Source organism: Roseimaritima sediminicola (assembly GCF_009618275.1).
GTDB classification, from domain to species: Bacteria; Planctomycetota; Planctomycetia; order Pirellulales; family Pirellulaceae; genus Roseimaritima; species Roseimaritima sediminicola.
The window spans coordinates 1-14,507 of record NZ_WIAD01000078.1 but is presented as its reverse complement, the minus strand read 5'-3'; the positions used below and the strand labels follow the sequence as shown (position 1 = coordinate 14,507).

At 55.5% G+C, this 14,507-nt stretch carries 13 protein-coding genes; 7 read left to right on the top strand and 6 right to left on the bottom strand.

Translation table 11 applies throughout. The features are described from left to right. The 6 genes from GE027_RS23495 to GE027_RS21540 form a co-directional block, all read right to left on the bottom strand. Positions 1-636 (bottom strand): hypothetical protein (locus GE027_RS23495; protein ID WP_237607719.1); only part of this gene is annotated, 636 nt, incomplete at its 3' end. 186 nt (positions 637-822) lie between these two features. Beyond that, positions 823-2,142 carry a hypothetical protein gene (locus GE027_RS21560; RefSeq protein ID WP_153559302.1) on the bottom strand — a complete coding sequence of 440 codons (1,320 nt, stop codon included), beginning with the start codon at positions 2,140-2,142 and terminating at the stop codon, positions 823-825. A 753-nt stretch (positions 2,143-2,895) separates the two neighbouring features. Then, on the bottom strand, positions 2,896-3,345 hold the full coding sequence (locus tag GE027_RS21555; RefSeq protein WP_153559301.1) for a hypothetical protein: 450 nt from the start codon (positions 3,343-3,345) through the stop codon (positions 2,896-2,898). 731 nt (positions 3,346-4,076) lie between these two features. Then, a complete protein-coding gene (gene merA, locus GE027_RS21550) occupies positions 4,077-5,510 on the bottom strand; it encodes a mercury(II) reductase (protein WP_153559300.1) in 1,434 nt (477 codons plus the stop codon). Positions 5,511-5,532: 22 nt separating this feature from the next. Beyond that, positions 5,533-6,018: a hypothetical protein gene (locus tag GE027_RS21545; RefSeq protein WP_162006863.1), complete on the bottom strand. Its 486-nt coding sequence runs from the start codon at positions 6,016-6,018 to the stop codon at positions 5,533-5,535. 109 nt (positions 6,019-6,127) lie between these two features. Continuing rightward, positions 6,128-7,609, bottom strand: a complete 1,482-nt coding sequence (locus GE027_RS21540) for a mercuric transporter MerT family protein (RefSeq protein ID WP_153559298.1) — start codon at positions 7,607-7,609, stop codon at positions 6,128-6,130. A 233-nt stretch (positions 7,610-7,842) separates the two neighbouring features. Here GE027_RS21540 and GE027_RS21535 point away from each other — a divergent pair, with 233 nt between their 5' ends. From GE027_RS21535 to GE027_RS23685, 7 genes are all read left to right on the top strand, one after another. Next, positions 7,843-8,250, top strand: coding sequence for a MerR family transcriptional regulator (locus GE027_RS21535; RefSeq protein ID WP_153559297.1), 408 nt, complete (start codon positions 7,843-7,845; stop codon positions 8,248-8,250). Positions 8,251-8,296: 46 nt separating this feature from the next. Next, positions 8,297-8,623 carry a YnfA family protein gene (locus GE027_RS21530; protein ID WP_153559296.1) on the top strand — a complete coding sequence of 109 codons (327 nt, stop codon included), beginning with the start codon at positions 8,297-8,299 and terminating at the stop codon, positions 8,621-8,623. Positions 8,624-9,121: 498 nt separating this feature from the next. Beyond that, a complete protein-coding gene (locus GE027_RS21525; RefSeq protein WP_153559295.1) occupies positions 9,122-9,541 on the top strand; it encodes a MerR family transcriptional regulator in 420 nt (139 codons plus the stop codon). Between the two features lie 127 nt (positions 9,542-9,668). Then, positions 9,669-10,145, top strand: coding sequence for a hypothetical protein (locus GE027_RS21520; RefSeq protein ID WP_153559294.1), 477 nt, complete (start codon positions 9,669-9,671; stop codon positions 10,143-10,145). Continuing rightward, entirely contained in the window at positions 10,142-10,843 is a 702-nt protein-coding gene (locus GE027_RS21515) for a cytochrome c biogenesis CcdA family protein (RefSeq protein WP_153559293.1), read from the top strand. Before GE027_RS21520 ends, GE027_RS21515 begins: the two co-directional genes overlap by 4 nt. A gap of 14 nt (positions 10,844-10,857) precedes the next feature. Continuing rightward, positions 10,858-13,356, top strand: a complete 2,499-nt coding sequence (locus tag GE027_RS21510; protein WP_153559292.1) for a heavy metal translocating P-type ATPase — start codon at positions 10,858-10,860, stop codon at positions 13,354-13,356. Positions 13,357-13,380: 24 nt separating this feature from the next. Beyond that, positions 13,381-13,764, top strand: coding sequence for a four-helix bundle copper-binding protein (locus GE027_RS23685; protein ID WP_315852929.1), 384 nt, complete (start codon positions 13,381-13,383; stop codon positions 13,762-13,764). Positions 13,765-14,507: the final 743 nt, after the last annotated feature.

Genomic DNA, 14,507 nt, shown 5'->3' with positions numbered 1-14,507 from the left:
GTATTCGGAAGGGTCGAAGTCAGAGAACACGAACTGGTTCGTGTCAAATATCGGCTCAACGTCGTTCCCAAACTCATCTTTCCCCCAGAGACGAGGCAACGACCGAGGCAGAAGATCAAGCAGAAATTCGCATCGCCTTCGATTCAGGGGAGAGTCCATCCAGAACCCAAACCATAAAGGGGTTGTGATTTGAAAGCTGGCACGGAGTCGATCTTCGAGACCGTGCAGTCGAATCGTTTCCCACAGCAATTCATCGAGCTGTTCGCTGTGCGGGTGCATTACATCGAGTGACTCATGGCAGCCTGCCACTGAGTCACGAGAGTTGTTGGCTACGTTTGCCTCGCAGCTCCGGCACGTATCTCGTACAGCGTCCCATCCTCCAAAGGCTTTGGCAACTTCATCAACCCGGATGCCGGAACTCGGAATGTCAACGTTGTTGTCGGACGCGTCGTTCCCCCAATACGTGCTCGTAACCCAGATTCCATCGACGATGTGACCATCCTCTATCCGTTCTGCGCAAATCTGCAGCTGATACAGGTCCCGCCGAGTCTGCACAGGATCCGTCCATTCAGTTCCTTCACGCATCGGGCACGCCCGCTCGAGTGCCCAGCTGACTATTTGTCGCGTATCTGCCATCTTTCGCTCATCTCAGAAAGTGGTATCGCTGTTTCACGAAGTACAGGTGCAAAGTCCGGGTGATCACTGGATCGCGAGAGCCGTATGTGAGGCCCTCTCACCACGACCAGCATCCGCACAGCCACCGACCGTTGTCAGTGCGCCGAGCGGAACATGCTGGCCGTAGGTTTAGTGCGTGCTGCCGAATCAGCGTGGTTCGGTAGTCTTTATAACTGGTGCGGCGGAACCTGTGGTGATGAGGCCCGCAAACGCTTTGCCCGTTATCGTCTCATGCCCGGAAAAATGCGTTCGCACGTTAACCAGTGCCCACGCGATCCACGCCCAAAAAAATGCGACTGGCAACCATGAACCAGAGTCGGGTTTTCCCAGAAGCTTGTCCAAACAAAACTGTGCTAACCATCCCATGGTGATCATCAAAGCCAAGGGAATAAAGCAACCCATATGGTCCAAGCGGACGACTTCCCAGATGCGTGCCAATGACACCGCGCATCGCTCTATGCGTCCGCTCACACGTGAAGCATCGGCAGCGGGTAAATGGGTGTTGAGTAAGGTGCCATAGTAACCTCGTGTGATTCTTGGCCAGTTCGCTGTATCAACGCTCTCTGCCACGGAAGCGACCGCCTCGCGAGGGTACGAGATGCGCTCCTGTCGGGCTTGCGACATCGCGGAGTCCAGATACGCAATGAATGTGTTTCGGTCTGAGTCTTTCTCGGCAGCGGCGAGATCTGCAATGACCCCGAGCAGACACTCATCAGGGCTGGTTTCCCCAATGGCAGCCCATAGCCAGGTGCGAAGACTAGCCGGACCGTCATGCGTAGCGAGAGCTTCTTTGAAGATCTCGCGGTTGTTGGTCTGCGGTCTCGCAACCATACCGTCGAGCAAGGCAAGCGTTGCCTGTCGTTCCGCTCCCCAGGGCAGGCTCATGAGATAGCGTCTGCAGGCGAGCTGCGCGTCGTTGTCGGGGCGCATGGCGAGAAGTCGCACGCAATCCGATAAGCCTCCATCGCTTGGACTCCAACGAACGAATCGGAATGCCGACATCGTTTTCTCGTGATTGGATTGGTTGGTTCCTTCGGCGGCTTCTGCACTTGCCAATCGGTCAATTGTTTCAATCAGCTGTTTGCTAATCTCCTCACCGTCCGCTTCTGCAAGCATGGAATGCAGCTTTGGGCAAGAGTTAGGGGAAGGAAATCCCATGAAGTCCTTGATTTCCCATAGCGTCCCGACACTTATGCGATCATGGATTCCTTCAATCGCTTCCCAAACCTTGTAGGCAAACAAATGCCTATTGTCAGAAATCAGCTTTCCGAATTCTGATGGCTTCATGCCTTGGAGGAGTACGACGGTCAGCTTGGACTCAATCGCATGCAGGCGGTCATAGACCTCATTACCGGAGTAGATCGTTTCGTCGTTCAAACGGTGCAAAGCCACTTTTGCAGCTACCGTATCTTCATCCTCGACGGCTTTCTCAAGATCTTCAATGAATGGCAACAGTTTCTTATGCATTGCTGCGCTCTTCAGAACCCGAAACCGCGATCGATCTCATCAGCATCGATAGATTAGCGACCTTAGCCAGCACTGCTGCGTCGGCGTCCCGCTGGTACTTCGCTTCGTTCTCGTCGGCGAACATCCCATTGTAAGACGTGGGGACGCAGTCGGCATCCGAGTCGCGACCGTCAGGGGACCGTTGGGCATTGGCTTGTGAAGTCCGAGCAGTGGGCGGGTAGCGTGGAAGGAGCGATCCTCCTGCAGTAGGCTGCTTTGGAATGTCTCGCGTAGGTGGAGATCGTCTTCGCACGGCTTATCTGCAGTGAATCTGGATTCAAGTCCTCGATTAGGATTCGAACCAGACTGACAAACATCGAGAGTGGCGACTGGACTTGAACTTCGCTGACTCTTTGCCTCACAGCGGTTCTCCAGAGATGGCCCGTCTTCGTTGTTTGAAGTGGAGCCGCTGTTGGAACTGGCCAGAATAAGCTTCACGGATCGCGTAGCTTTTTGCTGACAAACAGAAAACAGCTCGCCGCAAATCGAGGCGACGAGCTGTTTTGGATTTCAAGTTGGGGTTCAGAAGCTTGGTTCCGTTGGTCGACCAGGAAACCGTAGCCTTGAGGAAATTGCTCGGTTTCGGCGCAAGTGTGGTGCACCGGCGGCTCGCCGGCTAGGAGCTGTTCCTGCTTCGCGGGGGGCCTGCCTTACATTCCGGCAAACGGCCGGTCCCGCAGGTTTGGGTGGGGCTGAAGTCCCTTTTGCTTCGGTCTAGCGACGCTTCGAGGCCCTGGCGACGAAACCGGTGGCGTAGTCCAGGTAGTCGGTGTCGCCGCGGCGGCATTTGCTGCGGGTGGTGACGGATCGGTAGATCACCCGCAACCCAGCGTGCCAGGTTTCCTCGTCATACGAGTTCTCCAGTTGCTTGGCGTTGAGCGATTTGACCAACTCTTGGGCGGCGTCGCTGGCCGCCGGTTTCCGCTCCAAGATCGCGCGGATGGCGGTATCGACGTCGGCGTCGTCGGCATCGACGACGGTCCCCACCGCGACGAGCGTCTGCTCGATCTCGAGCAGCATTCGGGGGTGCTGATGGGTAACCCGGTTCCGCTCCCCCGTGGTCGCTTTCAGCTTGACCTGCGTCGTCGTGCCGACTTTGCCCTCCCGTTCACGCCGCGCCCGCCGTTTTTTCGCCTGAGCAATCTTATCGTGCAATTTTGCCATCGGATGCGGATCCTTTTTGTTCAATGCGTGTCGATGCCCCTGTCAACCCTGCAATCATCATGCCCACCCTGCCCAAAAAAAGCCCATCGCCGATTACGACGATGGGCTTTTCAAGATTTCGACAGTCGGGGCGACAGGACACGGTTAGAACTTTTTTGCTCCGCTCTTTCTGACCTGCAAACATCCGATCCCGTGGGTTTTGCAGGGCTTAAGTCCCTGATCGGACAAAGCCGTAAACAGCTGAAGTGATTTGCTTCTCGCCTTCCAAAGCAAGGCGGAAAGCGGTTCACCGAACAGCTTTCTCCGCAGCCTTGCAAATCGAAGTTTGATTAGCGGCTCCTTCGCTGGCACGATCCCGCAAAGACGCTTTCCAGGGCTTCTTTGCTGATCGCCTATTTGTGCTTCTGGCTACCCGTACGCAAAGGCGTTGTGGCGTGGCCCTGCCAAACGTTTCAGATGGAGACCCAAACCGATGAGTGCCTCCGCTACTCCAAGCGAAGATCCCAAGGAAGAGCAAGAGACTGAATGCAGCCTCGATACAACCGAGAAACAGACTGAGCAAGACGCCCTCGATGATCCCACCAAGCAAGAACAATACCGTCAGGAATACCTTCGTCAGCTTCGCCTAAGGTCGTGTCCCGGATGCGGTGAGACAGATGTGTTCTAGTGCATCTGTATTTCTGCGGAAGGCCGAGTCGATGACAAGCCCGTAACGGTGCGTATGTCGCCGCTTACTCTGCACAGCACGAGAGTTTCGCTGGGTCCTTGTATTTGGAAATGGCGGCAATTTTTAAAGCCTCCGCCATTGTTGGGTAGACGTGCAGCAGGTCGATGAAATCGTGGAGCTTGGCACGAAATCGCAGGCCCATCGCCGCTTCATGGATAACCTCCCCTGCATCGGCACCAACCATTGAGACACCCAGGACCTCGTTCGTTTCGGCGTCGGCGACCATTTTGATCATGCCTCTGGTATCTCGAATCGCCCCGGCACGGGGGACGAGCGACATGGGAATCGTATTGCACCAGCACTGATGGCCGGCGGCAACTGCCATTTCCTCAGTCATGCCAACCACGGCAATCTGGGGATCAGTGAAAATGCACCGAGGGATCACCCGATGGTCGACTGCTCGCAACTTGCCGTTGGAAAATGCGTTTCTCGCCGCAATTCCTCCGTCTTGGCTTCCCACCGGAGTCGCCATCTGGCTTTCGGCTTGCAGCCCAACAACGTCTCCGGCAGCGAAAATGTGCGGGACGCTGGTTCTCAGGTATTCGTCCACCTTGATTTCGCTACGCTCATTGACGGATATGCCTGTTTTCTCAATGCCAATTCTGTCTGTGTTCGGGCGTCGGCCTGTTGCCACCAGCAGCTTCTCGGCTCGGTACTCTCGTTCTGTCCCGTTTATCGTGGCCGTCGCCACGACTTCATGATCTGCTTGTCGGACAGCGTTCACTGAGGCGTCGGTAACAACTTCGATACCTTCTTCTGCGAACACCTGCCCGATGGCTTGCCCGACCTCTGGCTCGTAGCCGTGGGCAAGCAACTGCGAGTTTCGCTCCAGAATCTTCACGTCGGTCCCGAAGCGGTGAAACATCTGGCCGAGTTCCAAAGAAATGTAACCACCGCCGACGATCAGCAGGGACTTGGGAAGTTCGGTCAGTTCGACTTCTTCATCCACGGTCAGCAGATCGCTGGTCAGATAAGGCACCTGATCCAAGCCCTCGATGTAAGGAGTGACTGGACGGGAGCCGGTGGCGATCAGCACCTTCTCGCCGGTGAGCCGCTTTCCGTTGATCTCGACTGTATGCGGGTCGATGAACTGAACATGTCCCTGTTCAATGTGGATGCGACCATCGATCAGGCTCTCGTACTTCTTCTCTCTGTAGCCGTGGACGACATCGCTCTTTTGAGCGATCAAGGCCGAGAAATCCAATTCCATTGAGCAGGAATTGAGGCCGGGATAGCGAGGATGACGAGCATCGTGCAGGAGCTTGGCCGCTTCGATCAAGTTCTTCGACGGCAAGCAACCCCGGTTGACGCAGGTGCCGCCGACGATTCGCTCCTCCGTCATCACGGCAATTTTGCCCAATTCCTGCGCTGCCAGTGCCGCAGCAAAGGCCGTCGAACCGGAGCCAAGGACAACGAGATCATAATTATTTTTATCCATATTTCTTTTTCCTTTGTAAATGTTAGTAAACGATGACAGAATCTGCCTCAGAGAGTAATTCCGCCACCTTTGCGTATGTCGCTGGCTCAACGAACTCGTAACCGGAAATCTTCTGTTTCACCTGTAGGGCGTCTCCGGTGACAATCAACATTGCGGTGTTGGCATACACCTTTGCTCCTCGACGCTGTAGCAAGTCAAGGTATTCACCGTAATTCTTGGGCATTTGATCGACAGAGAGGTTCATCTGATAGGCAATGAGCTTCTGAAGCCGCACAGGCACGCTCGTTGAGGCCAAATTGCCGTGCAGGTCGAGAATCGCACCTGCGTCGAACAGGATCGAAACATCGGCCCCTGCTTCAATGGCCGCAAAGATGATGTTGAAGCCGACACAAATCTGGCTGTCATCCTGATCCAGCCCGGTCTTCATGTGGAAAACAAGTCTCTTCCCCTTGAGGTCGGGAGCAATCTCGGAGGGAGGAGCGAATTGCTCCTCATACGTTTGGTCCAATTCACGCCACGTTAGCAACTTGGAAACGAAGCGGGTGCCAAAATAGGCCCCGTTCCCAGAACAATGAGTAGCCCTACGGCAATGACAATACGTTTTCTCTTGTTTCCTGTCACGATCCTGCTCCTTGCTTCGAGACGGGAGACTCATCCCCATCCACTTCTCCCTTGAAACCAGCTTTCTCAACCGCAGACAGAACAGCATTCTTCGGGAAAGTACAGCAAGCCGGGCTTTGGACGCTGGCTCGGCCAGACTGGAAATCGACGTAAACACTGGTGATGCCGGGAACGCTGCGGATCGCTTCCGAAACTCCCACCGCACATCCCTCGCAGGTCATGCCTTCGATGTTCAAGACGGTTTGACGAAGCGATTCGTTCGGAGCATTGCTCGCCTGCTTGTCGCCCTCGCTGCCTGTTGACCATTTGGCTTCTGTTGGCGTCGTGTCGTCGGCTTCGGATATTTTCCCTGAACTCAGAAGTTCTCCGGTATATCCGGCTTTCTTCAAGGCCGTCAGAATGTCTTCATTGGGGATTGGGTTACCGGGTTTCACGCCGACGACCGCCTGCCCTTTCTCGTAGTTGACATCTACGGCGACGACGCCGGGCACCTGACGGATCGCTTGAGCGACTGTCGTAGCACAGCCTTCACAGGTCATGCCTTCGATCTGGAAGACGGCCCGGTTCATATCCTCCGTCACGGCGGCGGCATCACTCGTGCCAAACAATACACCGACGTAGCTGGGAAAGAAGAGGAAGGCGACCGCCAACACGGTCACGCCCCATAGCATGACCTTGTTCAACGCCATCATATTGAAGCGACGTTTACCGGTCGTGGCACAGCAGTCGTCCGCCACTTCACTTTCCGTGGTACAGCAGTCGTGTCCCGATTCGGCAACAGCTTTCGTGGGACGGTAGGTGAAGTAGAACGCTGCGCCGAGAAATCCGAACGTCACGACCATGAATAGTGGGCGATACGTTTCCAGCGTGGCTGCGATCCCGGCCCCGGACACGCCAACCGCCAGCAGAAGCAGCGGTAGCCAGCAACAGGCCGAGGCCATGATCGCCGAGACGACAGTGCCGATCTTGGCGATTTTCTCGCCACGTCCTGTCGATGATTTCGCCGTCGATGTGGGCGTCACGTTCAAGTCATTCATCCGCATTTCCTCCTGAGCGATTTGGATACCTTTCGTCACACTCCCTAGACAGCACGAACCGCTCGGGTTGGAGGTCTCACAGCGACAGCCGGGGTCTCCCATCTTCGTTCGGATGTCTTCCAGAGCGTCGGAACGGCCCTTTGTGCCAAGTTCCTCTTTGATGCTGCCAACCGAATGGCCGAAACAGTAGCACAGGGGGCGCTCCCCGCTGGACTCCTTCACACCGACCGGAACTTTCAGTTGCGACTCGGTGAACTGCGTGTCTTCTTCCTCAGCGAAGTACACTACGTCGCAGTCCTGCGATGGGCAAAACCGCCAGCCAGTGTCATCTTTGAAGGATGCGCAATCTTCACTTGCCGTAGCACAGCAGGATCGACTGTCTGCTGTGAACTGTTTGGCCAACTCGTCATCGAGCAACGCGCCGAGCGTCAATGTGCTCACCCGTTTGGCCTTGTATCCACAAGATGGACACTGAACCCTCTTCGCTGTCTCGGTCTGCTTGCTCATCACATCGTTGCTCCGTTTTCGTACTCACCTCGATTGCTGCATGGACGTCCTTCCTGTATTATCGAGGTTGCACCTAGGTGCAATGTCAAGCCGGATTCGCGATTTTTTGTTTTCCCCCGCGAAAGCTGGCGTTACGCCGGTTCGGACTCGGCCCGTGGAGAATCGAAATGAGCAAGCAACTGACAATAAGTGAGTTGGCGAAAGCCGCTGACATTCCGATATCGACACTGCGTTACTACGAGCGAATCCGTCTCGTTGAACCGGAAGATCGCAGTTGCGGCAATTACCGACTCTACGGCGACCAATCGCTTAAGAAACTGAAGTTCATTAGAGCGGCTCAAGCCATTGGCTTCACACTGGAAGACATCAAGTCACTGCTTGCCGACGGCGAAGGCAAAGCACCAACGTGCGGCAATGTTCAGGGCCTCATCGAAGCTCGCTTGACCGATGTCGAGGAACGACTTAAAGACCTGCGGCATGTTCGCAAGGTGCTTAAGTCTGCCTTGGAACAATGCCACCGGCAGAAGAACTCTGACTGTTGCCAAGTCGTCGCTGACTTGAGGAACAAGAAGTGATCCGTCGATTCAAGAAAGCAACCTGTAGCGAAGACTTGGAATTTGCATGGAACTGCTAAAGATTACGATTCTGTTCATCATCACGGCTCTGGCTGAAATCGTCGGCTGCTATTTGCCGTACTTGTGGCTTAGACGTGAAGGATCGGCTTGGCTCTTGTTGCCAGCAGCGGCGAGTCTTGGCATTTTCGCGTGGCTGCTGTCCCTTCATCCGACAGCAGCCGGACGCGTCTACGCGGCTTACGGTGGCGTCTACATTTCCGTTGCGCTGGTATGGCTTTGGAAGGTCGACGGCATTCGGCCAAACACGTGGGACCTGCTCGGAGTCTGCCTTTGCTTGGCTGGTATGGCAGTGATCATGCTGGGCTCGCGCTGATTCGCGACGTTTGCAAGTGTATGGGTCCACCTGACAGGAGCGTCCTTGCGGCTCAAATGCCGAATCTCACACTACAAGAGCCAAGCAGCACGACCCGTTTGTTTCCGAAGTTGGGGAAAGGAGGTCGGGAAGGCGATCGATAACGCTGAGTCAAGGGCGATGTTTCGTTGACGAACTCAACATCGTTAGGAAACTTTAGAATCAACGGAAATCGCTGCCAACCACCTCGCATCCCACGGTCCGTTCGATCTGCGCGAGTGTGCTGGCGAAAGTTGCGTTGGTACGGGCGACCTGCATTCCAAGGAAAGCAATTCTCGGTAGATGTCGACGAGGTCCGTGAAGTCGGCTTCCTCATCTTGGTCGTCTGCTGTGGCTCCCTCGGATTGACGCGACACAACATTCTCCGCCTGCCACCCAAAAAACAGCCAGTTTTCGGTTGACTCCGTACCAACGTACGGGGTGTACAATGGAGAGGCAACCAAATCAGCGGAGTTGGGTATGACACTGAGTACAGGAAAAGTCGCTAAGCTTGCGGGAGTCAATGTCGAGACGCTGCGTTTTTATGAGCGTGAAGGCATTTTGCCGGAGCCGCCACGGCGAGCATCCGGCTATCGAGAGTATCCTCCCGAAACGGTTGAACTGATCCACTTCATCAAACGCTCGCAAGAACTTGGATTCTCGCTCAAGGAAGTTAAAGAGTTGTTGTCTCTGCGCAAAGTCCCGCGTCGAGCCTCGAAGAAGGCGACAACCCTTGTAGACGCCAAGCTGGCCGAAATCGATCTGAAACTCCGTGACTTACGGTCAATGCGTGAGGCGTTGGAGAGTTTGCGTTGCGCATGTGCAAGCAATGGTTCCTCGTCTGCCTGTCCGATCATCGAATCGCTTAGCGGGCGTTCAGAATCCGAGGAGCCTGGCTAAGGGCATTTGCTTATGATCTGGACGCAATCATAAAAAGGCCCTTGACTCCGTACCTAGGTACGGGCCGTAGAATAGATGAGTTGCAGGTTTCTGCAACCGGCGAATTTCTACGAGTGAGGGTCTATCCATGAAGAAATCCAATTCGATCACGACAATTTCAGTGTCTGCGGCAGTTTTGTTTTCGTCCGCAGTGCTGCTGGCTATGTTCGCGCTGAGCGGCTGCGATTCGAGCGAGTCGTCACAAGAAAGCGATTCACAGGTCACGACTGCGCCACCATCATCGGATGTTGACGCGTTGTCGGTTCCGGCGGGTGCTCTCTCGGAAGAGATGATGGGCCAGACGGTCACCGTTACTGGCAGGGTTGTCGAACAGTGTCCTGCAGCAGGTTGCTGGCTCCGTGTCGAAGCGACCGACGGCGCAACTTTCGTTGACCTGCTCTCATCTCCCGTTCGTCTTTCGCAAGACCATGTGGGTGAGCTGGCGGAGGTCACTGGTGAAGTCGTACGGCGTGGTTCGGACTTTGCGATTCAGGCCCAGAGTGTCGAGTTCAAGTCGGCCAGCTCCGATTCCAGCAATGTCGAAAATGAGGAAAGAGCCGAATGAGTTGGCTGGACCAGGTTTACGATCGCCTGTCAGAACTTGAAGCATTCTCACCCACTGCGTTCGTTCTGGCAGCTTTGGCAGGTCTACTGCTGGCATTGTCGCCAACAGTTCTGGCGCTGACTCCCGCTTTGATGAGCTATTTGGCTCGCGATCCAGAAATCAGTCGTTGGAAAGCATCATCGCGAAGCCTGGCATTTGTGCTGGGAACGGCAACTACGTTCGGAGCCTATGGCCTGATTTTCGGCTGGGCAGGTGCCTCGTTGGCTCCCATGTTTGGACGCAACGGCTATCTCGTGGCCGGAGCCGTCCTCGTAATCCTGGGTCTGGCCATGCTGGGAAAGGTTCGCCTGAAGACTCCCCTCGTCGAGGCACCTGAGCGACGTGTGAGTAGTAGCGTCGGTGCCTATTTTTTGGGCCTTCCATTCGGGCTCGTCGGTTCCGCATGTCCGTGTTCCATCCCCGTCGTACTGGCAATGCTCCTGTATGCGGGAAGTGTTGGCAGCCCGTTGTTTGGTGCGGCACTGCTGTTCGTGTTTGCCCTGGTGCGTGGAGCGCCTTTGCTACTGGCAGGAACATTCACGGGCTGGCTGAAGGAATTCAAAAGTATCGCCCGTTGGCAGCCAGTGCTGGAAAAGGTCTCCGGCGTTGTCCTGCTCATTTTGGGAATCACATTCATCGCACAACGATTTACGAATTAGAACGAGGTAAAACCATGTCAACAACCATCTCAGAAGTAAACAAGCAGCAACCATCTGCAAGTCCGGAATCGAACGGCAAGCTGGTTCAGATCAAAGCCAGCGGCATGATGTGCTCTTTCTGCACAATGTCCGTCGAGAAAGCGCTCGGACGCATGGAGGGCGTGCGCAACGTACAAGTCAATCTGGTACACGGCGTGATTCTGGTTGATCGCGAACCAGCAAAGGTCAGTACCGATCGCCTGGAAACGGCCGTCGAAAGCCTCGGATATACGGTCGTTAGCACCGAAGCACAGCAATATGAGACGGACCAGGCAATCTTCACAACCATCAAGCGTCGTGGCTTTTTAGCGCTGGGCCTGGCGATCTTCAATCTGCTGCTGCATCCGCTGGTCACAGCGAATCTATTTAGTTTGTCGCTTTCGCCGCTGGTGTACCCGCTGGCGAGTCTGGCAATCTCGCTCGTGATTTTGTTGTGGGTCGGCTATCCGATTCTGCGAAAGACATGGATGGCAATCAGAAATCGCGTCATCAATGCCAACGTGCTCTTGTCGGCCTCGTCGTGGGGAGCGTTTGCGATCGGCGCCGTGCATCTCGTGGCGTTATGGCAGGGGAACGCTGTGGCCGCTGTGGCCTGGCCCAACTTCTTTCCCATTGCGGGCCTGTTGATGGCACTGCATTTGTTTTTTGGCTACTTCAAACTGGCCACGCGGAAAACGGCGGCAGATGCCGTGCGTAAACTGTTGTCGTTACAGGCTCAAAATGCGCGTGTGATCCGTGGCGGTAAGGAAGTCGAAGTCTCTGCCGATCAAGTCGCGCAAGGCGAAATTGTTGTCCTTCGGCCCGGCGAACGAGTCCCGGTTGATGGCGAAGTAGAAGAGGGCACGTCCAGTCTGGACATGTCCACTGTCACCGGAGAAAGCGCGCCGGTGTATGTGGAGCCGGGAAAGGAAGTTGTCGGCGGCACGACGAACCTGGACGGATTCCTGAAAGTCAAAGCCACCCGCGTCGGCGAAGAGACGTTTCTCAATCAGGTCGTGCGGCTGATGCGGCAGATCGAGGAACGTAAGCCGCCGGTGATGCTACTCATGGATCGCTTGATGAACTACTACGGGCCGGTCGTTTTCATCATGGCTGCTCTTGCTGGCATCGGCTGGTTGGCGGTCTTACTGGCGACCGGTGCCGGAATTGCCTCCGCGCTGCCGCAAGCTATCTACATCGCGCTGACCACGGTCATCATGGGCTATCCGTGTGCATTAGGGATCACCACACCGATGGCACTGGCGATTGGCGGTAACCGAGGAGTAGCGCGAGGTCTTCTGGTAAAAGCCGGTGAGTTCTTTCAGGAACTTTCGGACGTCGATACTGTGGTGTTCGACAAAACGGGCACGCTGACTTACGGCCGGCCGACGGTCAAGGCTGTGCGTACGTTGGTCCTTGGCGAGCGCGACCTGTTGTCCCTGGTGCGGGCCGCCGAGCAACCGTCCGAGCACCCGCTCGCGAAAGCCATTGTGAAATACGCCGAACTGCAAGGCGTCGACGACACCCGATCAGTAGAAGATTTCAAAGCCATACCCGGCCAGGGTGTTTCCTGCCGGATTGACGGACAAGATGTACTGGTCGGCAAGCAGGCGTTTCTTAGCGAACGTGGCGTCGATGTGACTTCCGCCAGTCAAGCAGCCGACCTCGAAGACGATAATACAGTGGTCTACGTGGCTGCCGACGGCAATCTACTGGGGGCAGTCGCTTTGCAGGATATGCCGCGACGCGGCTCGCAGCAGGTGATGCGGCACTTCGATGCCTTGGGACTCAAGACGGCTATGCTGACCGGAGACAGCCGTTCGGTGGCAGAGTCCGTCGCGCGTCAGTTGGGCATTGATGAGGTCTATGCCGAACTGTTGCCGGCCGAAAAGGTCAAGGTGATCGAGCAGCTTCAGCAGTCAGGACGCAAGGTGGCGATGGTTGGCGACGGCGTCAACGACGCTCCGGCGCTGGTGCAATCGGACGTCGGCATCGCACTTGGAGCGGGAACTGACGTAGCGATGGAGTCTGCCGGAGTCGTGCTGGTCAGCGACCAGATCGGAAGGGTTCTTTCCGCCGTCCTGCTGGGGCGCGCCTCCCATCGCAAAATGAAACAGAACATAGCAGTTGCCGTTCTATTTAACTTCGTCGGAATGACACTGGCGGTTGCTGGATTGATAACGCCGGCGGTCGCTATCGGGGTCATGATTTTCTCGATCTTTGCCATTCTGCTGAACACGTTGTCGCTGACGCGTGTGGATCTTGGGCAGGATTACGACGAAGAAAACGCGTCCGTCATCGAAACGGAACTATCCGCACCGGGAATGGTCTGCGAAGGATGTTCGGAAAAAATCACGCAGGGACTGATGGCGCTCGACGGTGTGCAGAAGGTCATGCCAGATGTTAAAGCCAAACGCGTTCATGTGCTCCATGACCCCGGTCATACGAACGAGCAACGAATGCGCGAGACCCTGAAGAAATTGGGATACGCGTGATCAACACGAACAACTTCCAGTTGGATGACGGTCCACTCTCGCTGGAGTTTTCACCAAAACTGGACCATAAAGGAGAAAATGATGACGAATGAAGCAAAACAAAAATGCATTGACGCGTGCGTCGCATGCGCTCAGGAATGTGAAACATGTGCCACGCAGTGCTGTGCGCCGGCAGGAGGCGAACGAGCCGATTGTCTGAGATCATGCCTGGACTGCGCTGCAATGTGCTGGCTGTGTGCGTCGCTGTGTAGTCGCGACTCCCAGTTTTGCGGGGACATCTGCAAGCTATGCGCGACGATTTGCAACGCCTGCGCGGACGAGTGCTCGAAGCATGAAGCCGAACAATGTAAGCGCTGCGAGGAAGCCTGCCGTCGATGTGCTGAAGCGTGTCAGGCGATGGCCGCATAGCCGAGGAAAGCTGGACGTTTAAGTTTCGCCGATGGACGCTATTTATGCCTGTCCGGACAGCCTGGGTCCGGCAGGCTTTTTCACCCAATAAATCAGGCTCTATCGACGACCCAGCCTCGCCGCAACATGATCGATCACCAAGCAACCGCCAAAACGACCAAAGCAAGCTTTGCAAACAGGTAAGAACTTCATCCGCACAGGCGACAAGATTTGAACACCCTAAGCTGTTACTGCATAAGCGTTTGCGTATCCCAGCACCTCAGCTGAAAATCACTGTCTATTGTACATGCAACGAACAAAAATCACGCTAAGTGCTACTCGTTCAAACGTTTATGTTCACGGTGATCTGACTGTAAACACCCTCACGTTTCCCCAGTCGGGGCGACTGGATTTGAACCAGCGACCTCTGCGTCCCGAACGGAGACGGTTGGCCGCGGAAGATCGCGTTTTCCTTGGTGTTTTTGTAGTTTGCGTCCCCCTGCTGTCTCCTTGTTCGTTACGTTTCGCCGGAGTTTAGTGACGAGTAAAGTGACGCGCCGCAGGGCATCGGCAGCAAACTTGCCAGTATCCGAACCTGTCGCGGGATAAGCGAGGCTCTCTCTTTGGCAACCGTTTCGTAGACCCGTTGGGAATCGTCTTCTCGGAGTTCGCGTAGGACCCAAAGTCGTGGTCAAAAGCGTGCAGCGTTCCATCAGTCCAGGCCGTGCCGCTACGAGTTAAGCAGCCGATGAGTTTCTTTTTCT